Raw genomic sequence first — 20,795 nt, 5'->3', positions numbered from 1 at the left:
CTCCTAATTTTTTTCAACAAATATACGAAAAACGGCACCCTCGGCAGGGCTTTTGCGGGCGGCCAGGGGCTGGGCGGGTAAGTGCGGCGGCCGGCACCGCTGGCCCGTTCAGTTAGCTAACAAGCCAAGTGGGCAAAGGCTTACCAAGCGCAAAATATGCCTGACTACTGAGGCAGTTGCCGGCGGCAGGCCCCGCCCAGCTTAGTACCTTTAGGGCCTAATTCTCCCCGATATGATAGTCGTAACCGGTGCCGCCGGCTTCATTGCCAGCTGCCTAGTCTCCCGCCTCAACGCCGCCAATTTCAACGACATTGTGGTGGTCGATAACTTCGCCATTGAGAAAAAGCTGCCCAATATCCAGGGCAAGAAGCTGCGCGAATACGTGGACCGTGAGGAGTTCTTCCCGTGGCTCGATGCCCACCACGAACAGGTAGAATTTATCTTCCACCTCGGGGCCCGCACCGATACCACCGAGCAAGACCCCGCCATATTCGACCTGCTTAACCTCAACTACAGCAAGCAGATGTGGCAGGCCTGCGTGCGCTACCAGCTGCCACTGGTGTATGCTAGCAGCGGCGCCACCTACGGCGACGGCCGCCTTGGCTACTCCGACCAGGACGATGCCCTGCTGCCCCAACTCAAGCCCCTCAACCCCTACGGCGACTCCAAAAACGACTTCGACAACTGGGCTGTGCACCAAGCCGAGCAGCCCTATTTCTGGGCCGGCCTCAAGTTTTTCAACGTCTACGGCCCCAACGAGTACCACAAGGGCCGCATGGCCTCGGTTATCCTGCACGCCTTCCGCCAGATTCGCGAAAACGGCAGCATGCAACTCTTCCGCTCGCACAACCCCGAGTACGTGGACGGCGGCCAGATGCGCGATTTCATCTACGTAAAAGACGTAGTCGAAGTATGCTACTTCTTCCTCAACCACCGCACGCATTCCGGCATCTATAACCTCGGCACCGGCCAGGCCCGCACGTTTATGGACTTGGCGCTCAATACGTTCGCAGCACTAGGCCAGCCGGCCGATATCCAGTTCCGCGACACGCCCGAGGATATCCGCGACACCTACCAATACTTCACCGAAGCCGATATGCGCAAGCTGCGCAGCGCCGGCTACGAGTTGCCGTTTGCGTCGCTGGAGCAGGGTATTCAGGATTACGTGCAGCAGTACTTGGTAGCAGGCACGTATTATTAGCTTTATTCTTAAAAAGGTTTGTAGTTTGGGTTTTTGCTGATGTAGTCTTCTATTACGTCTTCTAATTCATAGTCTTCTTCTTCCTCAGAAAATTCAGCTATATATTCTGCTAATTCCTCGGTAGAAAATGCAGGACTGATAAGCACTTTGTGAACGTGGTCGGCCAAGAGTTGCTGTAGGATTGATTTATAATCGCCTTCGAAAGCGAAGTCCATTTTATCAGGCCCTGCATCACAGTTCCAAAACTCGTATCGACTGACGCTTCTAGCCTCCAGCGAAGTGTAAAACCATTGGTCAGCATATTGATTTTCAGACCACGAGGTTGTGTGCGCACGGAATCTCCAGAGAAAGCCGTTTTCGAAATCATCATATCTTACTAAATCCTCAGCAAAATCAGGGACACCCCATTCTTCGCGATTTAGGTCGAAATTATCAACTGTTTGTTCGCGGATAAATGTTGCTCTACTTTTAGCTGGCTCGCTCTCAATTTTTTCTAACTTATCAGAAATTTCTGTCCGAAGCTTTTTAGATTTATGAATTTCTAATAAACTATCGTACGAATCAGTTGCACCTTTCAGAATGCTAACCTGATTAATAAGCTTTGTAATATTCTTTTTTCTATTTTTCATATAGCACATAAAAAAAGCAGACCAAAACGGTCTGCTTTTCTTTTTTCATTACAACCTACTTAGCCGTGCCTGCCGACTTGGTAGCACTCGCCGCCCGGCCGCCCGGCTTCAGCAACGCGGCGTATCGGTTGGGGTCGTTAAGCACCGCCATAGCTGCCTGGATATTGGGGTCGTCGTTGAAGCCAGCTTCGGTGCGACCCTTCTCGTAGTAGTAGCGCGAAGCAATTTCCTCTTCCAGCAGCTCCCGGATTTCGGGTTTGAATCGCTGCAAGTCGTTGGTTTTGTTGGCGGCTACTTTGCGTTTGATGGCATCTAGCTCCAGCTTCACGTCGTCGTAGTGCTTCTCTTCCTTTACCTTTTTGGTGAGGTCGGTGAGCGAGCGTTCGGCGTCGGTGCTGTAAGCCATGTTCTTGCCTTGCAGGTAGGTCACAAACTTCTGGTAGTCCGCATCCGTCAGCTTGAAGTCGCGGGCGGGCGCAATGGTGGCATGCTCGGAGCGGTAGCGGGTAGCGTAGTCGAAAAGGTAGCTCTTCTGGATGAGTACGCGGGTGATGTCGGCGATTTCGCGGTCCTGCACATCGATGTCGGGGGCCACGCCGCCGCCGTCGTATACCACGCGGCCGGCCTGCGTTTTGAAAGCCGTGCGTAACGAATCCGGAAATTTGCTCAGCGCGCCATCATCGGCGCGGTGTGAATAGTCGATTTCCTGGATGCAGCGGCCGCTGGGGATGTAATACTTGGCCGTAGTCACCTTCAGTTGCGAGTTGTAGCTCAGCGGCCGGGTGGCTTGCACGAGGCCCTTGCCAAAGGTGCGCTCACCCACCAGCACGGCGCGGTCGTAGTCCTGCAACACGCCCGACACAATTTCCGAGGCCGAGGCCGAGCGGTTGCTCGTGATAATGGCAATCGGCATCTGGGTATCGAGTGGTACGTCGAGGGCCTTGTAGGTCTTGTTCCACTCCGTGACCTTTCCCTTGGTGCTCACTACATCTAACCCCTTGTCTACGAATAGATTAGATATATTCACCGCCTCATTCAGCAAGCCACCGGGGTTGTCGCGAATGTCGAACACCAGCTTTTTTGCGCCCTTTTCCTTGAGCTTCAGCACGGCGTTGCGCACCTCACGGCCCGCATCCATAGTGAAGCCGCCCAGTTGAAAGTAACCGATATCGCTGGTTAGCATACCGTAGTACGGCACGTTGTCTACCTGAATTTTATCGCGGGTAATGTCGATTTGTACTGGCTTGTCCTGGCCATAGCGCGTCACCATCAGCTTAGCTATCGAGTTAGCTTGGCCCTTGAGCAGCTTGCTAATGTCGGCGTTGGTCTTCTTATCAACGTTGATGTTGTTGATAGTCAAGATTTCATCGCCGGGCAGCAGGCCCGCCTTTTGGGCGGGATAGCCTTCGTAGGCGCTCTGCACCACCGTTTTACCGTTGCGCTTGATTACCACCGCACCAATGCCACCGTACTGCCCGGTGGTGAGGGTGCGAAAGTCCTCAATATCGTCCTCCGGGATGTAGTTGGTGTAGGGGTCCAACGATTTCAGCATGCCGTCGATGCCCGTTTTCACCAGCTTGCCAGGCGTAATATCGTCTACGTAATACGTGTTCACCTCCTTGAACAAGGTGGCGAAAATATCGAGATTTTTGGCAATTTCAAAGTACCGCTCGCTGTCGGACGCGGCCCGGAAGCTGACGAGGCCGAGCGCGCCGAGGCCCAGGGTGGCGAGTAGTTTCGTACGGTTTGTCATCGTTGCAGAAAGATAATGAAGAATAAGGCAGCAGTAAAGTCCACAGGCGCCCGGTGACGCTGCAAAGCCTACTTTTTTTCATTCTTCACAAGGAGGATATCCGAAACTACGGTGCGGGTTGCACCGCCGGTTCTGCCAGCAAACGATTCAACCCGGAAATTAATTTTTTTTCTACCAGCGGTAGTTCACTTTTTTCTTTGCCGGTGTAGAGAATACCCAATTGCGCCACTGGGTGGCCATTTTCGGCTTCCGTGAGTAGGTGTTTATTGAGGCGGTAGGCTTCGCGCACCAGGCGCTTGAGGCGGTTGCGGTCCACGGCGCGCTTGAATGCGCGCTTGGGCACCGTAATGAGTACTTCGGGCGGGGCTGCGGTGCGCGCCGGGGCAACCACCCAAGTTAGGCGCAGGGGGTATACGCCCACCGAAGGATTGCGCCGATTAAAAAGCTGCTCGATGCGCTTTTTGCTGCACAGGTGTTCCGCCTTGGGGAAGGTGTACTTGCGGGCCGCGGGGGGCGGGGCGCTGGTAACAGGTAGCTTGTCCACGGGTTTGTTAGAAATAGCGAAGCCGCATTGTGGTGGTAGTGACTTCTGGCAATACCAGAAAATCACTTACCCCAACAATGCGGCTACCTGCTAGCCAAGAGCCATCAGCTACGCGCTAACAGCCTAAGGTACTAGCGCTTGTGACGGCCTTCGTCCGATACGGTGAGGCGCTTGCGGCCTTTGGCACGACGACGAGCCAGTACGTTGCGGCCGTTTGCGGTTTCCATACGGTTGCGGAAACCGTGCTTGTTGCGGCGCTTGCGCTGCGAGGGTTGATAGGTACGTTTCATGTCCGGTCAAATTGCGAGTTGGGCCGGCAAAGGTACGAATTCAGTTTTACAATAGCAAGGGTTGAATTAGCCTTGCCAATCGGGATGGTTACTGCGACAACAGCAGGGGCCGAACAGGGTGTAGAGGCGCATCTTTGCGTCTCGTCGTCAACGATATTGGCCGCCGCTGGCCTATCCTGCAACTACATAAATTGTCCGATAATTACTCCAACGGCACGGCTTAAACAACGAGGAGACGCAAAGATGCGTCTCTACATTCGGCGGCTCTTTCGCCGTTTTCTCCATGACTTACTACCACATTTCGTTCGAAAACCCGCTCACGTTTTACCTCCAGGTCCAGCTGATGGTGGAGGTGCCCGCCGAAGCTACCGAGCCACTGGCCTTGCAGCTACCCGCCTGGCGGCCAGGCCGCTACGAGCTACAAAACTTTGCCCAAAAGATTCAGCGCGTGGAAGTGAGCGATGCTGAGACGGACGAGCCCCTCCCCTACCGCAAAACCACCAAGGACCGCTGGGAAGTACCCGGCGCGGCCGGCCGTAGCGTGCGGGTGCGCTACAATTTCTACGCCCACCAGATGGACGCCGGCGGCTCGTGGCTCGACGCTAATCAGCTGTACCTCAACCCCGTGCAGGCCCTTATGTATGCCGAAGGCCAGCAGGATGCGCCCTGCCAGCTCACCCTGGACCTGCCCGCCGACTGGCGCCTGGCCTGCGGCCTGCCGCAAAACCTACCCAATACCCTGCAAGCCAGTAACTTCGACCAGCTGGCCGATGCACCGCTCATTGCCAGCCCCACCATTCAGCACCAGCAGTACGAAGTGGGCGGGCTGCCCTTCCACATGTGGGCCCAGGGCGAGGATGCGCGGCTGGACTGGCCCCGGCTGCTGGCCGATTTCAAGGCCTTTTCGGAGGAGCAAATCAAGCTTTTCGGTGGCTTCCCGGTGGCTGACTATCACTTCCTTAACCAGTTTTTGCCCTATAAGCATTACCACGGCGTGGAGCACCACAACTCGACCGTGATTGTACTGGGCCCCGCCGAGCTGCTCATGCACGAAGCGCTTTATAAAGAGCTGTTGGGCGTGAGCTGCCATGAGCTGTTCCATACCTGGAACATCAAGGCCATTCGGCCGGCCGAGATGCAGCCCTACGACTACGCCCGTGAAAATTATTTCCGCACCTGCTACATCGCCGAGGGCATCACCACTTACTACGGCGAGTACCTGCTGGCGCGCAGCCGCGTGCGCACCCCAGCGCAGTATTTTGAGGAGTTGAATACGGTGCTGCGCAAGCATTACGATGACGCTGGCGGCCAAAACCTGAGCCTGGCCGATGCCAGCATGGACCTCTGGCTCGATGGCTACAAGCCCGGCGTACCCGACCGCAAGGTGAGCGTGTACCACAAGGGCGCACTGACGGCGCTATTGCTCGACCTCACCATCCGGCAGCTGCACGGCCACGCCCGCAGCCTCGACGATGTGATGCGTCGCCTCTACGATGACTTTGGTAAAACGGGCATTGGCTATACCGAGGAGGATTACGCGCGCATTGTGAGCGAGGTAGCTGGTCGCAAAATGCAGGTGTATTTCGACAAATTCATCAACGGCACCGCGCCCTTGCAGGAGCCCCTTGACCGGGCGCTGCACACGGTGGGCTGCCAGCTGCTGGTAGCTGAGAATGCCTCGGCCTCGGAAGGCACATTTGGCTTTCGCACGGTAGTGAAAAACGAGCGCACGGAGGTAACCTACATCTGGCCCGGCTCGCCGGCCGCGGCTGCGCTCACCGTGGACGACGAGATTGTGGCCGTCAACGGCCGCCGCGTGGATATGAACCTCCAAAGCCTGCTCAGCACGGAAGCCCCGCACTACGAGGTAGCCGTGTTTCGCCAGAACCGGCTGCTGCTGGTAGAGTTGGTGGCCCAGCCGGGCGTGACGTTCGGCCAGCACTACGCTATCGAAAAAATGGCGGAGGCTGATGATACCCAGCGCGCCGGCTTCCAAAAATGGCTTGGGTGGGATTTCTAACCGCAGATTTTGCTGGCGTTATTTTCAAGATTTACTTTAATACAAAAAAGCCCAGCTAATTACTTAGCCGGGCTTTTTTAATGAATCGTTCTGTACCTAGTGTTTGGCGTCGCCGCCTTTGCCAACCTTACCGCTGTTCACTGACATAGGCTTATTGCCTTGCGGGTTATTGCGGATATTATCAACGCCATGGCCGGCGCTATTGCCATCGGTAGTGTTGCCGTGGGCCGATACATCGGTTGTGTTCGGGCTTTGCACCTGCGTGCTTTTCCGCTTGGTATTGGCAGCGGGATTAACGGACGTTTTATCGTTCGTGAGGTCGGTTTCTTTCTTCGCGAGTGACATGGCTATTCGGAATAAGGTGGGACTACTCTACCTATCCTTTTACCTGTGTATCCGCGCTGGGGTTGCTGTTTTTCGGGCATCATTTGGTAAATACCCGAATGTTACCAACTAGCTCAGTTAGCCAGCCGCTCTAGGGCCTGCCGGAAGGCCTCGGTGTCGTAGTCAGCCATGCCGCTATGGTGGTCGGCTACCCGCCCGGTGGGCGTGAGAATGACGGTGGCCGGAATAGAAGGCGAGTCGAAGGGCGCAGGCAGCGGCGCAGCCGGAAAAAATACTGGCAGCGTGTAGCCCCTTTTCTTCAGCAAAGTCCGCGCTTTCTGCGGGTTTTCATCAAGCGAGATGAGCACAAATGCCACTTTGGACGTGTCCGTTTTTTGGTAAAGCGCTTGTAAGCCCGGCATCTCGGCCAAGCACGGTGGGCACCAACTGGCCCACATATTCACGAGCACCACCTTACCCTTAAATTGGCGTAGGTTGGCAGGGTGGCCGTCGAGCGTGTAGAGCGGCAGCGGGTACAAGTAGTCGGCGCGCAGGTTAGCGAAGCGCACGGGCAACACCGTTGGGAGAGCGGGCGGCGTAGCGCGCCACAAGCCAGTGGCTAGTAGGCCGCGTTGCACGGTGCTTAGCACGGGCAGGCGCAGGTCGGTCGTCATCACCACTGCAAAGGCGGCGAAGGAAACGAGTTCGCCCCGGTTATTGCGCAGCCAGTTTAACATGATGATGGAATAAAGCGTGAGTAAGCGTAAAGACGCGAGTAGGCGCAAAGAAGAACGTCATGCGGAGCTTGCCGAAGCATCTCGCTCGTACCGTTAGGACTACTAATCCAATTGGCGCAAGCGAGATGCTTCGGCAAGCTCCGCATGACGTTTTTATAAATACTTGTTTTCTAAGCGTTTACTATGGCTGGCTGCACGCGCACGAGCTCTTCAAACTGGGCTTCGCGGGCTTCTATTTCTTCCTGCGTCAGGTTGAGCAGGCGCTCGGTACCGAATTTTTCGACGCAGAACGAGGCCATGGCCGAGCCGTGGATAACGGCGCGCTTGAGGTTTTCGAACGAGCAGTCGTCGGTGGCCGCAATGTGGCCGATGAAGCCGCCCGCAAACGTGTCGCCCGCGCCGGTGGGGTCAAATACTTCTTCCAGCGGCAGGGCCGGGGCGAAGAACGTTTTATTCTTGTGAAACAGCAGCGCGCCGTGCTCACCCTTCTTGATAATGAGGAACTTTGGCCCCAAGGCCAGGATTTTGCGGGCCGCTTTCACCAGCGAGTACTCGCCGGAAAGCTGGCGGGCTTCCTCGTCGTTGATGCTGAGCACGTCCACCATTTCGATGGTGGCCAGCAGCTCGTCGGGGGCTACATCCATCCAGAAGTTCATGGTGTCGAGCACAATGAGCTTGGGGCGGTTCACGAGGCGCTCTACTACGAGGCGCTGTACTTGCGGAGCTAAGTTACCCAGCATTAAGTACTTGCAATCCTGGTACACGTCCGGGATAAGCGGGTCGAACGAGCCGAGCACGTTGAGCTCGGTGGTGATAGTTTCGCGCGAATTGAGGTCCTTGTTGTACCGGCCCGACCAGAAAAACGACTTTTCGTCCGGCTTTATTTGCAGGCCTTCGGTGTTCACGCCGTGGTTTTCCAGCGTCTGGATGTCAGACTGCGGGAAGTCGCCACCCACCACGGCCACTAGGTTCACCGGTTTGGTCGAATACGAGGCCGACAGGCTGATGTAGGTGGCCGCGCCACCAATGATTTTGTCGGTTTTGCCGAAGGGGGTTTCCAGGGCGTCGAAGGCCACGGAGCCGATAACGAGCAGACTCATTGCGGAAAATTAGGGTTGGTAAAAAATAGGCGATTGGGTACGCAACTGTGCAATTAACAAAAAAAGTCCCCGGATTTGCATCCGGGGACTTTGCTGCGGGTAAATAATGGGGCTCGAACCCACGACCTTCGGAATCACAATCCGACGCTCTAACCGGCTGAGCTATATCTACCGTGTGGTGTTTTGTGGGTGCAAAGATACGCGAAGGAATGTTTTCTGCAAGGTTTTTGACGAAAAATCATTGGCCTTCATACCCACCACGACTGACGAAACGAGGCCCGCGCAGCAAAATAGCCCGACCTTTGCAGAATGGATACCTTTGCCGCCTTCGCCGACTTTAAACTTAACAAGCAACTACTCACCGCCGTAGCCGAGGCTGGCTTCACCGAGCCCACACCGGTGCAGGTGCAGACCATTCCGCTGCTGCTGGCCGGGCACGACGTGCTGGGCATTGCCCAAACCGGCACCGGCAAAACCGCCGCCTTCGGCCTGCCGCTGCTCATGAAGGTAAAATATGCGCAGGGCGAGCACCCGCGCGCGCTCATTCTGGCCCCCACCCGCGAGCTGGCCATTCAGCTCGAAAAGCACCTCAAAGCGCTGGCTACCTACACCGACTTGCGCATTTATGCCATTTATGGTGGGCTGGGACCGAAAACGCAAATTGAAACCATTCAGGCCGGGCTCGATATTCTCATTGCCACGCCGGGCCGGCTGATGGAGATTTACCTGAAGGGCGACCTAGTGTTGAAAAATATTCAGACGCTGGTGCTCGACGAGGCCGATAAAATGATGGACATGGGCTTTATGCCCCAGATTCGGCGGGTGCTGGAGATTATTCCGCGCAAGCGCCAGAACGTGCTTTTTTCGGCCACCATGCCCGAGCGGGTAACCATATTGAGCGAGGAGTTTCTGGAGTTCCCGGTGCGCGTGGAGGTGACGCCGCCGGCCCAACCGGCCCAAACGGTGACCCAGAGTTTGTACGAAGTGCCCAACCTGGCCACCAAAATCAACCTACTGGAGCATCTGCTACACCGCGACGCCGAGCAGATGACGCGCGTGATGCTATTCACCCGTACCAAGGAAAACGCCGACGAGGTGGCGCGCTTCCTCCAGCGCAAGGCGCCTGTGGGCGAGGTGCGCGTGATACATGGCAACAAGGGCCAGAACGCCCGCCTCAATAGCATGGACGCCTTTAAGGAGGGCGGTGTGCGCTACCTGGTGGCTACCGACGTGGCCTCGCGCGGCATTGATGTGCCGCAGGTAAGCCACGTTATCAACTTCGACGTGCCGCTGGTGTACGACGACTACGTGCACCGCATTGGCCGCACGGGCCGGGCGCGGCACACGGGCGCGGCCATCACGTTTGCCAATCCTGCCGAGCGCCAGCACATTGAGCGCATTCAGGACATGATTCGGCAGGATATTGAGCTGCTGCCCATCCCGGACGAGGTGGAAATCACGAATACGCCCTTTGTAGAAGGTCAGATTCACGCCCGCGTGCTCGATGAGCAGCGCCGCCGCGAAGACCCCGACTTTAAAGGCTCGTTCCACGAGAAAAAGGAGTGGATTAAGCCCGGTGTGACTATCGACAAGCGCACCGGCAAGGCCTTTGAAGAAGGCAAGCACCACAAAAAGAGCCAGAAGGGCAATAAGAAAAACGTCGGTAAGAAAGGAGGTTCTTCTCCGGCCATGAAGGCCATTAATGCCCGCCCGCGTCGGCGCAGCAGCTAGCACTCAGTTATTCCTGAGATTAGGAAGCACAAAAAAGAACGTCCTGCTCATCTGGCATCCGCTTGCCGAAGCATCTCTACCACGCCGATAGGGTTAGTAATCCTAACGGCGTGGTAGAGATGCTTCGGCAAGCGGACGCCAGATGAGCAGGACGTTCTTTTTTAAGAACTTAGCAACGGCTCAATTGCCTACAACGGTGGAGCTGGGCTGTTAGCCGTCACCTCACCAATGGTAGTAGTAGCGCGGGAAATAGCCTGCGCCGAGCCAGCCACTGCCTCGGTGCCCTCGCTGCCCGTGAGCCATTGGTAGGAGACACCCGCCAGGGCCGCGCCCAGCAGCGGAGCCACCCAGAATAGCCACACCTGCTGCAAAGCCACGCCGCCCAGAATGAGCGCCGGCCCCAGCGAGCGCGCTGGGTTCACCGACGTGTTGGTAACCGGAATGCTGAGCAGGTGAATGAGCGTGAGGCCCAGGCCGATGGCCAGGGGGCCAAAGCCTTTGGCCGCTCGTGCGTCGGTAGCACCCATAATGATGTAGAGGAAAATCATGGTTAGCAGTACTTCGGTGACGAAGCACGCCAGCAGCGAGTAGCCGCCCGGCGACGCTGCGCCATAGCCATTGGCTGCCAGGCCATTAACGGCTTCGCTATAAGTAGCTGTGCCCGAGGCAATTATGTGCAGCACGCCCGCGCCGGCCAGGCCGCCCAGCACTTGCGCCGCCCAGTAGGGCAGCAGGTTGCGGCCCGAAAAGCGCCCGCCCAGCCACAAACCCAGGCTCACGGCGGGGTTGAAGTGCCCGCCCGAAATGTGCCCGAACGCAAACGCCATAGTGAGCACCGTGAGGCCAAAAGCTAGCGACACGCCCAGCAAACCAATGCCTACCTTGGGGAAACCCGCGGCCAGCACGGCACTACCGCAGCCGCCCAGCACCAGCCAGAACGTACCAATAAACTCGACAGCCAGGCGGCGCGCCACGGCGGCCTGCACCGGGGCCGGCTCCACCACCGGGTAAATTAGAATAGGAGAAGAAGTAGTGCTCATGAGGGCGGGAAAAGAAATGATTGTGAGGATTTTACACCCCGCATTTCTTTCCAGCAAAAACGAGGCGCTGCGCTTATACGCAACGCCTCGTTCCCTGACTACTTCTGGCCTTGTTCTTCGGGTTCAACTCATGCCTTTACGCAGGCAATGGCTGAACTTAATGATGCAGCATGTGCCCAATACGGGCGCTGGCCAGCGTGAGCACGCCGCCCCAGAGCACGGCGCTCCAGAGCATGTGCAGCATAATGCGCTGGCGTGGCACGCCCAGCAGCGTGGCAATGACGGTGCCGCCAATGGGCGAGAGCAGCACCGGCGTAAGAAACGCAATACCACCCATCCCAAACCGCTTAAACACCTTGATGATGTTGCGCGAGCGCTTGGAAAACACCGGTTCGCGGCGCAGGCGGCGCTGCTGCTGCCGGTGGCGCACCCACACCCGGCCTACGCCCGAAATGATGAACACGCTCGTCATCATGCCGGCCACGGTGAGGCCCATGGTAGGCCAAAAACCCAGGCCCATGCTGCTCCCCGCCAGCGGGCCGCCCAGGAACTTAACGGTGCTGAGCAGAAAGACGGTAGCAAGTTTCATGGCAAAGTGTAACACCAGCACGGGGAAAGTGAAATTCGATAGCCCAACCATTAAAAATGCGGCGGGCAGTCTGGCAAACATACCCGGTTTCGGCCAAGCTGGTTCCTTATTCTCTTAACGCTGCCGGTGCGGCAACCGATACAAAGGCTCCTGCCTGACCACTCGGCGCAGGCTAGATTTTGCTGCCGAAAGCCAAATCGCCGGCGTCGCCGAGGCCGGGAATGATGTAGGCCTGCTCGTTGAGCTTCTCATCGACGGCGGCTACCCACAGCGTGGCCTCCGGAATTTCGCGCATCACGTAGGCCAAGCCCTCAGGCGAGGCGATAACGGCGGCAATGTGCACCTGGCGCGGCGTGCCGAAGCGCAGCATGGCGCGGTAGGTTTGCACCAGGCTTTTGCCGGTGGCCAGCATGGGGTCCACGAGAATGAGCACACGCTCGTCGAGGCGCGGGGCGGTGAGGTAGTCGAGCTGCACCTGCACCGTGGCCGTGCCCTCGATGCGGTAGGCGGCCGCGAAGGCGCTGGGGCTTTGGTCGAAGTAATTGAGGAAGCCCTGGTGGAAGGGCAGGCCGGCGCGTAGCACCGTGGCCAGCACCGGAAAATCGCGCAGTAGCTGGCTGGCGGCCTCGCCCAGCGGCGTGCGCACCGACTGCGGCGTGTAGCTGAGGTGACTGCTGATGCGGCAGGCAATTATTTCGCCCAGCCGCTGCAAGTTGCGCCGAAAGCGCAGGCTGTCTTTTTGAATATCAACATCGCGTAGCTCGGCCAGAAAATGATTGGCAATGCTGGGCACGGCACAAATGACGTGCAGCCGCTCGGGGGACGTAGCGGCGGCGGCGGGCGCGGCAGAATCGGGGGTAGTCAGGGGCGCATCCATAGTGGTAACCAGGTTGTTCGAGTGAAGGTCAGCGTGGGGTAGGCGACGGGCCGGGCGCCGAAGTTCGCGAAGAAACGCCCAATGGCCGGCCGGCTGCTCCCCTCAAAGTCGAACACCCGGCCCGGCTGCCCGGCGTGCCGGGCCAGCGCATCATCGACCAGCAGCAGCGGCGCGCCCGCCGCCCGCCCCGCCGGCGTGGCCGCCGCAAACAGGTACACCACTCCGCCCGCGTGGCGAATAAGCAGCGCGCCCGCCAGCAGCGCGCCGGTAGCCGGGTCGCGCACCTCACGCAGCTCGGCCACGCCCTGGGTGAGCGCGGCGGCGTAGAGGCGGCGCAGCGGCGCGTAGTGGCGCGGGCGCAGGCCCGTGTGCTCGGGACCCCGGTACGTGAGAAAAAGCTGAATAAACTCGTCCAAGCTCTCGCTTTCGCTAACCACCAGTGGCACAGCTAGTTCTGCATTACGGCGCAATCGGCGGCGGTAGTCGGCTGCATAAGCGTGGCGCAGGGCGGCGGCGGTAAGGCCCAGGTCGAGGTGATACGTGAGGCGCGCGGCAGCCGCGAAACCGGGCGGCAGCGGAGGCAGCGGCAGCGCCATGGGCGGCAGCTGCTGGTAGAGCTGGGCCACGAACTTACTTGCAACTAGCAGATAGTCTGCAAGTTCTACAAACCCACTTTCCACCGTGAGCACCAGGCCCAGCTGCTGGGTGAAGAGCGGCTGGTAGGCCACCCGGCCCCAGGGCCGCCACTTGGTGGGCAGCGGCAGCAGCGAGCGGTACTCGCCGGCCGGCCCAAGCTCTACTACGGCGGCCCAGCGGCCGGCAGTAGCGCGCAGCCACCACGCCTGGGCGTAGGGCGGCGCGCCGGGGCTGGCGGCCACGCAGGCATCCCAGCGGGCAAGGTCGAGGGCAGAAAAGCGGAGCAGTTGGAGCACGGCGGGCGGGGCAGCCCGGGCAGTGGGCCGGGGCCAAAGGTCGGGGCCGAAACCCAAGGCGGCGGCGGCCGACGTAAATTTGCAACGCCTGCCCCCTTTCGGGTAGTTTTTGGTTGAATGAAATACTACTTGTCTTTCTTACTGCTCGCCCTGGCGGGCCCGCTGGCGGCGCAGACTACGCCGCCCCAGCCCAACTCGGCCAACTGGTATATTTTCGATAAGCCCCTGCCGCCCGCGCCCAGCGGCGAAAAGCCGGTGACCAAGGAGCCCAAAGCCGATAAAGCCGACCGGCCCGCCGTGGTAGACAGCAAGCCCGCACCGCCCGTCATCGTAGACAGCAAGCCCGCACCGCCCGCCGTGGTGGAAGCCAAGCCCGCGCCGCCCGCCCGCACCACCGGGCGCGGGGCGGCGCGCTCGCCCTACCAGGGCCCGCTCTACGTGCCGCTCGACCCGAATACCTACCGGCTTATCGACCGCTACGCCATTAAGTACGGGCCCGATTCGCTGCAAGACCCCCACACCAGCGCCCGACCCTACACCCGCTCGGCGGCGGGCCACCTGGGCGAGCACCTGCTCGATAGCGGGGCCGATTTATCGGCCGCCGACCGCTTCAACGCGCAGTACTTGGTGCAGGATAACTGGATGTTTTCGGCCACCGGCGACAGCCTCAACCAGAGCCGGAAGCCGTTTTTGAAGTACTTCTACCGCGACCAGACGGATTTTTACCATATCCAAACCAAGGACTTTTCCTTTCGCTTGAACCCCGTGCTGCTGTTGCAAGCCGGTAAAGACGCCGGCGACAACAGCCTCAGCGGCCTGCGCTACGTGAACACGCGCGGCGCGGCCTTTGAGGGACTCATTGACCAGCGGCTGGGCTTCTATGGCTTCTTTACCGACAACCAAATGGCTGTGCCGGGCTGGGTGCAGGCCCAGATTCGGCGCGACAACGCGGTGCCGCACGAGGGCTACTGGAAGGATTACAAAACGGTGGGCGGCAGCGCCTACGACTTTTTTACGGCGCGCGGCGGTGTTACGTACGCGGCCACCCGGCACATTAACGTGCAGCTGGCCCACGACCGCAACTTCATCGGCAACGGCTACCGCTCGCTGATTCTGAGCGATTACAGCTCGCCTTATTTCTTCCTGAAATTCAATACCCGTGTCTGGAAATTCAACTACCAGAACATTTTTGCGGAGCTTACTGCCCGCCGTAGCATCACAGGGGCCGACTCGCTGTACCCGAAGAAATACCTGGCGCTGCACCACCTGAGCTTCGACGTGACCAATAACTTCAACATTGGCGTGTTTGAGTCGGAGGTATCGGGCGGGCCGGGGCGTGGGCTAGAACTGCAATATTTGAACCCACTTATTTTCTATCGCGCTATTGAGCAGCAAGTTGGCTCGACGGATAACGCTCTGCTGGGCCTTGATTTTAAGTGGAATATCAAGCACCGCGCCCAGCTGTATGGCCAGCTGGTGCTCGACGAGTTTAAGCTGAGCGAAATTCGGGCTGGCGACGGCTGGTGGAGTAATAAGCAGGCCATCCAGCTCGGCGGCAAGCTTATTGACTTGGCCGGCATCCGCAACCTCGACTTGCAGGTGGAGTTCAACTTTGTGCGGCCCTACACCTACCAGCACGAAAACCTGTACACTGCTTACGAGCAGTATCAGCAGCCCCTCGCCCACCCCATGGGCGCCAACCTCACCGAGATTCTGGGTATTCTCAGCTACCAGCCGCTGCCGCGCCTGAACCTGGTAGCCAAGGCCTTCTACACCAAGCAGGGCCTGGACTTTGTGTATAGCCAAGTGGGCCAGCCTGCTTTGTACAGCAACTACGGCTCTAACCCCTTGCAGCCTTATAACAACCGCCCCCTCGATGCCAGCGGCCGCCCTCGCGAGTACGGCTACCGCGTGGGCGATGGCAACACCAGCCACCTCTTCCACGGCGACCTCACGGCTACTTACCAGCCCCGCCTCAACCTGTACCTCGACGCCAGCGTGATTGTGCGCCATCAATCAATCAACCAGCCCCTTAACTACCCAGCTGGCGGCTTTATCGGCAACGGCACGGAGGTGTACCCATCCGTTGCCCTACGCTGGAACATCGCGCAGCGCCTGCACGAATTTTAATCACAGATTTAGACAGATTGCGCAGATTTCGCTGATTCGGGTGCCCGCCAACTTCTTCTCTTCGTGATTGGGGGTGACTGCTAATAACCTTGTTTTTGATGGCTGAGACCACTTTTTTGTATCGCCCTATTAATCAAGTAGAATTGGATTTGATTGCGGCCAGCGGCTGGCGGGCGTTTCCGCCGCGGCTGCCCGAGCAGCCCATTTTTTACCCAGTGCTGAATGAGGAATACGCGGTGCAAATTAGCCGCGATTGGAACGTGCCTTACTATGGCGTGGGCCACGTGGTACGCTTTGCCATGGATACTGAGTACTTGGCCCAATTCGCGGTGCAAAACGTGGGCGACGCCCAACACAACGAGCTATGGGTGCCTGCTGAGCAGCTGGCCAAGTTCAACGACCATATTCAAGGCCCGATTGAAGTAACGGCCACTTTCCGCCGTTAAGCACTAGCAGAAGCTGACCCGACCACTAATCGCTTGCTTCGCCTGCCAACGCCCAAATCTGCGAAATCAGCCTAATCTGCGAAAATCTGCGATTCATGAAGACCTACCTGCGCCTGCTGAGCTTTTCGCGGCCCTACGCCGACTTTGTACCGCTGTATGCGGTGTATGCTACGCTGGGCATCTTCTTCGGTATTGCCAACTTCACGCTGGTTATTCCGCTGCTCAACGTGCTGTTTGGCACCACCGATGCGCACACGGCCGCCGCGCCAACGGCGCTGCCGGCCTTCTCGCTGTCCATCGACTTCATTAAGGCGCTGTTCAACTTCTACTTCAACCAGATGCTGGGGCGCTACGGCAAGCAGGGCACGCTGGCGTTTGTGTGCGGGCTGATAATTGTGTCGGTGTTTCTGAGTAACGTATTTCGCTATCTGGGCGGGCGGCTGCTGGCGCGGGTGCGGGCGCGGGTGGTGCGCAACGTGCGCGGCGCACTCTTTGGGCGCATCACCGAGCTGGAGCTGGGCTACTTCTCCAATGAGCGCAAGGGCGACCTCATTTCGCGCCTTACCAACGACGTGCAGGAGGTCGAGATTTCGGTGGTGAACACGCTCACGGCCGTGTTCAAGGAGCCGCTCAACATTGTGGGCATCTTCGTGCTGCTGTTCTCGATGTCGGCGCGGCTCACGCTGTTTTCGCTGGTGCTGCTGCCCATTTCGGGCGGCATCATTGCCAGCGTGTCGAAGCGCTTGCGCCGCCACGCCACCATCAGCCAAACCACGCTGGGCGCCATGCTCTCCGTGATTGAGGAAACGCTGGGCGGCATGCGCGTAGTAAAGGCTTTCAATGCCCGCAACTACGTGTTCGCTAAGTTTCAGTTTCAGAATGACTTATACGCCCGCACCACCCAGGACATTGACAACACCCGCGACCTGGCCTCGCCGTTCAGCGAGTTTGCGGGCGTGACGGTGGTGGCGGGGCTGCTGTACTACGGCGGCTCGCTGGTGCTCAGCGGCGAGGCGGGCGGGCTGTCGGCCTCAGCCTTTATCACCTACATCATCCTGTTTTCACAGATTTTGACGCCTGCCAAGTCGCTATCGGGCGCGTTCAGCAACATTCAGCGCGGGCTGGTGGCCGGCGGCCGAGTGCTCAGCATCATCGACACTGAGTCCAATGTGCGCGACCAGCCGGGCGCCATCGAGCTGCCCGAGTTTACCGACCAAGTCGAGCTGCGCAACCTGAGCTTTCACTACGGCGACGTGCCGGTGCTATTCGACGTGAACCTGACCGTGAAAAAGGGCCAGACCATCGCGCTTGTAGGGCCCAGCGGCGGCGGCAAAAGCACCCTGGCCGACCTGCTGCCCCGCTTCTACGACCCCAGTGCCGGGCAGGTGCTCATCGACGGCCACGACGTGCGCGACTGCACCCTGCACTCGGTGCGCGCCCAAATGGGCATCGTCACGCAGGAAAGCATCCTGTTTAATGACACCATTTATAATAACATCAAATTCAACACCGAAGCCACTGAGGAAGAGGTAATTGAAGCCGCCAAAACGGCCAATGCCCACGACTTTATCATGGCCTCGCCCGATGGCTACCAAACCACCATCGGCGACCGGGGCGGGCGGCTCTCGGGGGGGCAACGCCAGCGCCTGAGCATTGCCCGCGCCATCCTGCGCAACCCGCCCATTCTCATTCTTGATGAGGCCACCTCGGCCCTCGATACCGAGAGCGAAAAGCTGGTGCAAGAGGCCCTTACGCGCCTCATGTCGTCGCGCACCTCGCTCGTTATTGCCCACCGCCTCAGCACGGTGCGCCACGCCGACGAAATTATCGTGCTCCAGCACGGACGCATTGTGGAGCGCGGCACCCACGACGAGCTTTTGCAGCGCGAAGACGGCCTCTATCACCGCCTCAGCCAGATGCAAACCAACGCGGCGCTAGTCTGAACGTAAGGGAAAGCGAGCCTACTGGCTCAGCCTACTTTTTGGCCCTCATCCCCCTTTCGTTTCCTCGTTATGCTTTTTCTCAAACGCATTGTTACCGTGCTGGCCCTGCTTTATATGCTGGTGGCGCTGCTGTTCCTGTTTTTCCCGGCCGTGCGCTCCTCCATGAGCGTGTTTGGCGTCCAGGCCTACACCATGGCCATGGAAGTAAACCTGCTGCTGGGCCTCACTTGGGTGGGCGTTATTGTGACGGGCTTGCTGATGCTGGTGGAGAAGGCCGACAGCGGCCTGCTACGCCGCAGCGCTGGCAAGCAGGAGCAGAAAATCAACGAGTTGAAAGCCCAGCTTTTTGATGCTAAAAAGTCGCTGACGCAGCCCCAGTCGCAGTCGCTCCCCAACCCTACTGTGTACCCGCCCACGCGCAGCGTACCCCCGGCTACCGGCCCCACCACCCCCACCTACCCCCAGGCCTACGACACGCCACCCACCACCCCACCCATCTACTAGTTTTTCTGCTTGCACCTCCCCGACCTCATCCGCGCCGAGCTGACCGAAGCCCGCGCCGTGCTCGACCAGTTTCTGGCCGATGACACCAACCTCGCTCGCATTGCCCAGGCCGCCGAGCTGTTCGCGGCCAGCCTCCACGGCGGCGGCAAAGCCCTCACCTGCGGCAACGGCGGCAGCCTCTGCGACGCCCAGCACTTTGCCGAGGAGCTGAGTGGCCGCTACCGCCAGAACCGCCGCGCCCTGGCCGCCATTGCCCTCACCGAAGCCTCACACATGACCTGCGTAGCCAACGACTTCGGCTTTGAGTTCGTGTTCAGCCGCTTTGTAGAGGCGCTGGGCCGGCCCGGCGATGTGCTGCTGGCCATAAGCACCAGCGGCAACTCGCCCAATATCCTGCGTGCCGCCGAAGCAGCCAAAGCTGCTGGCATGAAGGTGGTCAGCCTCACCGGCAAGGACGGCGGCCAGCTAGCCGCCCTCAGCGATGTGGAAATTCGGGTGCCGCACTTCGGCTTCGCCGACCGCATTCAGGAGGTGCATATCAAGGTCATCCACATTCTTATTATGCTGATTGAGAAGCTGGTAATCGGCTAGGTTCTATTGTACTAGAACGTCATGCTGAGCTTGCCGAAGCATCTCTACTACGCCGCTGAGATTAGTAGTCTCAATAGCGTGATAGAAATGCTTCGACAAGCTCAGCATGACGTTCTTTTTTGTCCAAACCTCTATCGGTTATCCTGAAGCCTAGCGTTTCTTTGTAAGACAAAATCGTTATACTAAGAAGATGCTGACTAAAACCTATGGCTCAGCCGTGCAGGGAGTTAATGCGTATACCATTACTATTGAGGTAGTTGTGACGGCCGGGACGAACTTTTACGTGGTGGGCCTACCCGATAATGCCATCAAGGAAAGCCAGCAGCGCATCGAGTCAGCCCTGAAGCTGCGGGGCTACCGCATGCCGCGCACCAAGGTGGTGGTGAACATGGCACCGGCCGATATCCGCAAGGAAGGCGCGGCCTACGACCTGCCCATTGCGCTGGGTATTTTGCACGCCTCGCAGCAGCTAACTACCGATAATCTAGGCGATTATATCATCATGGGTGAGTTGTCGCTCGATGGCGCGCTGCGGCCCATTAAGGGCGTGCTGCCCATTGCCATTCAGGCCCGCAAGGAGGGGTTTAAGGGCATTATCCTGCCCAGGGAAAACGCGCAGGAGGCGGCCATCGTCAATAACCTCGACGTGATTCCGGTGGAGACGATGCAGCAGGCCATCGACTTCTTTGAAGGCCGCGAAGTCATTGAGCCCGTGCGCATTGACACGCGCAATATCTTCCAGCACACCGCTAACCAGTACGCCGCCGACTTTGCCGACGTGCAGGGCCAGGAAAACATCAAGCGCGCCCTGGAAATAGCGGCGGCCGGCGGCCACAACGTCATTATGATTGGGCCGCCCGGCGCGGGCAAAACCATGCTGGCCAAGCGCTTACCCACCATCTTGCCACCCCTGAATATGCAGGAGGCCCTCGAAACTACCAAGATTCACTCGGTGGCCGGCAAGCTGGGCACCGGCCAGGGCCTGCTCAATCAGCGTCCCTTCCGTGCTCCCCACCACACTATTTCGGATGTAGCGCTGGTGGGCGGCGGCAGCAACCCGCAGCCGGGCGAAATCTCGCTCTCGCACAACGGTGTGCTGTTTCTGGATGAACTGCCCGAGTTCAAGCGCACCGTGCTGGAGGTGATGCGCCAGCCGCTGGAAGAGCGCCGCGTCACCATTTCGCGGGCCAAGGTGAGCATTGACTTTCCAGCCAATTTTATGCTCATCGCCAGCATGAATCCCTGCCCGTAGGGTTAATGTACTATTGACTATCAGTCACTTACAATATTAGCAACAACAATAGTAACAATCTATCTTCTTTGAAAGATACAATTTCATTAACCTTGAGTTAAATACAGAGGTTACAAAAAGCAGGTTTGAGGTTATGTTCTTCTCATCTGCAAATTTCTTTCA

The 20,795-nt window shown here is 58.6% G+C and carries 19 protein-coding genes, 1 tRNA gene and 1 pseudogene; 9 read left to right on the top strand and 12 right to left on the bottom strand.

All coding sequences use genetic code 11. The features are described 5' to 3' along the window. The first annotated feature begins 232 nt into the window (after positions 1-232). Positions 233-1,201, top strand: coding sequence for an ADP-glyceromanno-heptose 6-epimerase (gene rfaD, locus ACYVGC_RS11885; protein WP_460584041.1), 969 nt, complete (start codon positions 233-235; stop codon positions 1,199-1,201). A gap of 8 nt (positions 1,202-1,209) precedes the next feature. On the opposite strand, the gene ACYVGC_RS11880 is transcribed toward rfaD, so the two are convergent. The 4 genes from ACYVGC_RS11880 to rpmH form a co-directional block, all read right to left on the bottom strand. Continuing rightward, on the bottom strand, positions 1,210-1,830 hold the full coding sequence (locus ACYVGC_RS11880; protein ID WP_460584040.1) for a hypothetical protein: 621 nt from the start codon (positions 1,828-1,830) through the stop codon (positions 1,210-1,212). 55 nt (positions 1,831-1,885) lie between these two features. Beyond that, on the bottom strand, positions 1,886-3,583 hold the full coding sequence (locus ACYVGC_RS11875) for a S41 family peptidase (RefSeq protein WP_460584039.1): 1,698 nt from the start codon (positions 3,581-3,583) through the stop codon (positions 1,886-1,888). Positions 3,584-3,689: 106 nt separating this feature from the next. Continuing rightward, positions 3,690-4,127 (bottom strand): ribonuclease P protein component, encoded by a 438-nt coding sequence (locus tag ACYVGC_RS11870; RefSeq protein ID WP_460584038.1) that lies wholly within the window; start codon positions 4,125-4,127, stop codon positions 3,690-3,692. Positions 4,128-4,258: 131 nt separating this feature from the next. Next, positions 4,259-4,417 (bottom strand): 50S ribosomal protein L34, encoded by a 159-nt coding sequence (gene rpmH, locus ACYVGC_RS11865; RefSeq protein ID WP_068337113.1) that lies wholly within the window; start codon positions 4,415-4,417, stop codon positions 4,259-4,261. 283 nt (positions 4,418-4,700) lie between these two features. Here rpmH and ACYVGC_RS11860 point away from each other — a divergent pair, with 283 nt between their 5' ends. Then, on the top strand, positions 4,701-6,437 hold the full coding sequence (locus tag ACYVGC_RS11860) for a M61 family metallopeptidase (protein ID WP_460584037.1): 1,737 nt from the start codon (positions 4,701-4,703) through the stop codon (positions 6,435-6,437). A 96-nt stretch (positions 6,438-6,533) separates the two neighbouring features. Here ACYVGC_RS11860 and ACYVGC_RS11855 read toward each other — a convergent pair whose 3' ends face one another. The 4 genes from ACYVGC_RS11855 to ACYVGC_RS11840 form a co-directional block, all read right to left on the bottom strand. Next, the gene (locus ACYVGC_RS11855; RefSeq protein WP_460584036.1) at positions 6,534-6,782 is read right to left on the bottom strand and encodes a hypothetical protein; all 249 of its coding nucleotides are present in this window, start codon (positions 6,780-6,782) and stop codon (positions 6,534-6,536) included. Between the two features lie 113 nt (positions 6,783-6,895). Then, positions 6,896-7,498 (bottom strand): TlpA family protein disulfide reductase, encoded by a 603-nt coding sequence (locus tag ACYVGC_RS11850; protein WP_460584035.1) that lies wholly within the window; start codon positions 7,496-7,498, stop codon positions 6,896-6,898. 170 nt (positions 7,499-7,668) lie between these two features. After that, positions 7,669-8,598, bottom strand: coding sequence for a carbohydrate kinase family protein (locus ACYVGC_RS11845; protein ID WP_460584034.1), 930 nt, complete (start codon positions 8,596-8,598; stop codon positions 7,669-7,671). A gap of 98 nt (positions 8,599-8,696) precedes the next feature. Then, a tRNA-His gene (locus ACYVGC_RS11840) sits at positions 8,697-8,770 on the bottom strand. A gap of 137 nt (positions 8,771-8,907) precedes the next feature. On the opposite strand from ACYVGC_RS11840, the gene ACYVGC_RS11835 reads away from it, so the two are divergent. After that, positions 8,908-10,329, top strand: coding sequence for a DEAD/DEAH box helicase (locus ACYVGC_RS11835; RefSeq protein ID WP_460584033.1), 1,422 nt, complete (start codon positions 8,908-8,910; stop codon positions 10,327-10,329). Positions 10,330-10,517: 188 nt separating this feature from the next. On the opposite strand, the gene aqpZ is transcribed toward ACYVGC_RS11835, so the two are convergent. The 4 genes from aqpZ to ACYVGC_RS11815 all read right to left on the bottom strand — a co-directional run bounded on the left by aqpZ (position 10,518) and on the right by ACYVGC_RS11815 (position 13,767). Continuing rightward, complete coding sequence (aqpZ, locus tag ACYVGC_RS11830; protein ID WP_460584032.1) at positions 10,518-11,369, bottom strand: aquaporin Z; 852 nt, start codon at positions 11,367-11,369, stop codon at positions 10,518-10,520. A gap of 157 nt (positions 11,370-11,526) precedes the next feature. Continuing rightward, the gene (locus ACYVGC_RS11825; protein ID WP_460584031.1) at positions 11,527-11,958 is read right to left on the bottom strand and encodes a hypothetical protein; all 432 of its coding nucleotides are present in this window, start codon (positions 11,956-11,958) and stop codon (positions 11,527-11,529) included. Between the two features lie 172 nt (positions 11,959-12,130). Next, positions 12,131-12,835 (bottom strand): uracil phosphoribosyltransferase, encoded by a 705-nt coding sequence (gene upp / locus ACYVGC_RS11820; RefSeq protein ID WP_460584030.1) that lies wholly within the window; start codon positions 12,833-12,835, stop codon positions 12,131-12,133. Next, entirely contained in the window at positions 12,820-13,767 is a 948-nt protein-coding gene (locus ACYVGC_RS11815) for a GNAT family N-acetyltransferase (protein WP_460584029.1), read from the bottom strand. Before ACYVGC_RS11815 ends, upp begins: the two co-directional genes overlap by 16 nt. A gap of 117 nt (positions 13,768-13,884) precedes the next feature. On the opposite strand from ACYVGC_RS11815, the gene ACYVGC_RS11810 reads away from it, so the two are divergent. The 6 genes and pseudogenes from ACYVGC_RS11810 to ACYVGC_RS11785 all read left to right on the top strand — a co-directional run. Further along, positions 13,885-15,897, top strand: coding sequence for a capsule assembly Wzi family protein (locus ACYVGC_RS11810; protein WP_460584028.1), 2,013 nt, complete (start codon positions 13,885-13,887; stop codon positions 15,895-15,897). Positions 15,898-15,995: 98 nt separating this feature from the next. Beyond that, positions 15,996-16,343 carry a hypothetical protein gene (locus ACYVGC_RS11805; RefSeq protein WP_460584027.1) on the top strand — a complete coding sequence of 116 codons (348 nt, stop codon included), beginning with the start codon at positions 15,996-15,998 and terminating at the stop codon, positions 16,341-16,343. A gap of 95 nt (positions 16,344-16,438) precedes the next feature. Continuing rightward, positions 16,439-18,286 (top strand): ABC transporter ATP-binding protein, encoded by a 1,848-nt coding sequence (locus ACYVGC_RS11800; protein ID WP_460584026.1) that lies wholly within the window; start codon positions 16,439-16,441, stop codon positions 18,284-18,286. A 69-nt stretch (positions 18,287-18,355) separates the two neighbouring features. Then, complete coding sequence (locus ACYVGC_RS11795; protein ID WP_460584025.1) at positions 18,356-18,790, top strand: hypothetical protein; 435 nt, start codon at positions 18,356-18,358, stop codon at positions 18,788-18,790. A 9-nt stretch (positions 18,791-18,799) separates the two neighbouring features. Further along, complete coding sequence (gene lpcA, locus ACYVGC_RS11790) at positions 18,800-19,381, top strand: D-sedoheptulose 7-phosphate isomerase (RefSeq protein ID WP_460584024.1); 582 nt, start codon at positions 18,800-18,802, stop codon at positions 19,379-19,381. A 190-nt stretch (positions 19,382-19,571) separates the two neighbouring features. Further along, positions 19,572-20,630, top strand: a pseudogene (locus tag ACYVGC_RS11785) (YifB family Mg chelatase-like AAA ATPase); the annotation flags it as partial. Positions 20,631-20,795 lie beyond the last annotated feature (165 nt).

The sequence above is a fragment of the Hymenobacter arcticus genome, assembly GCF_054779975.1.
This window is presented reverse-complemented; position numbering and strand designations above follow the sequence as displayed.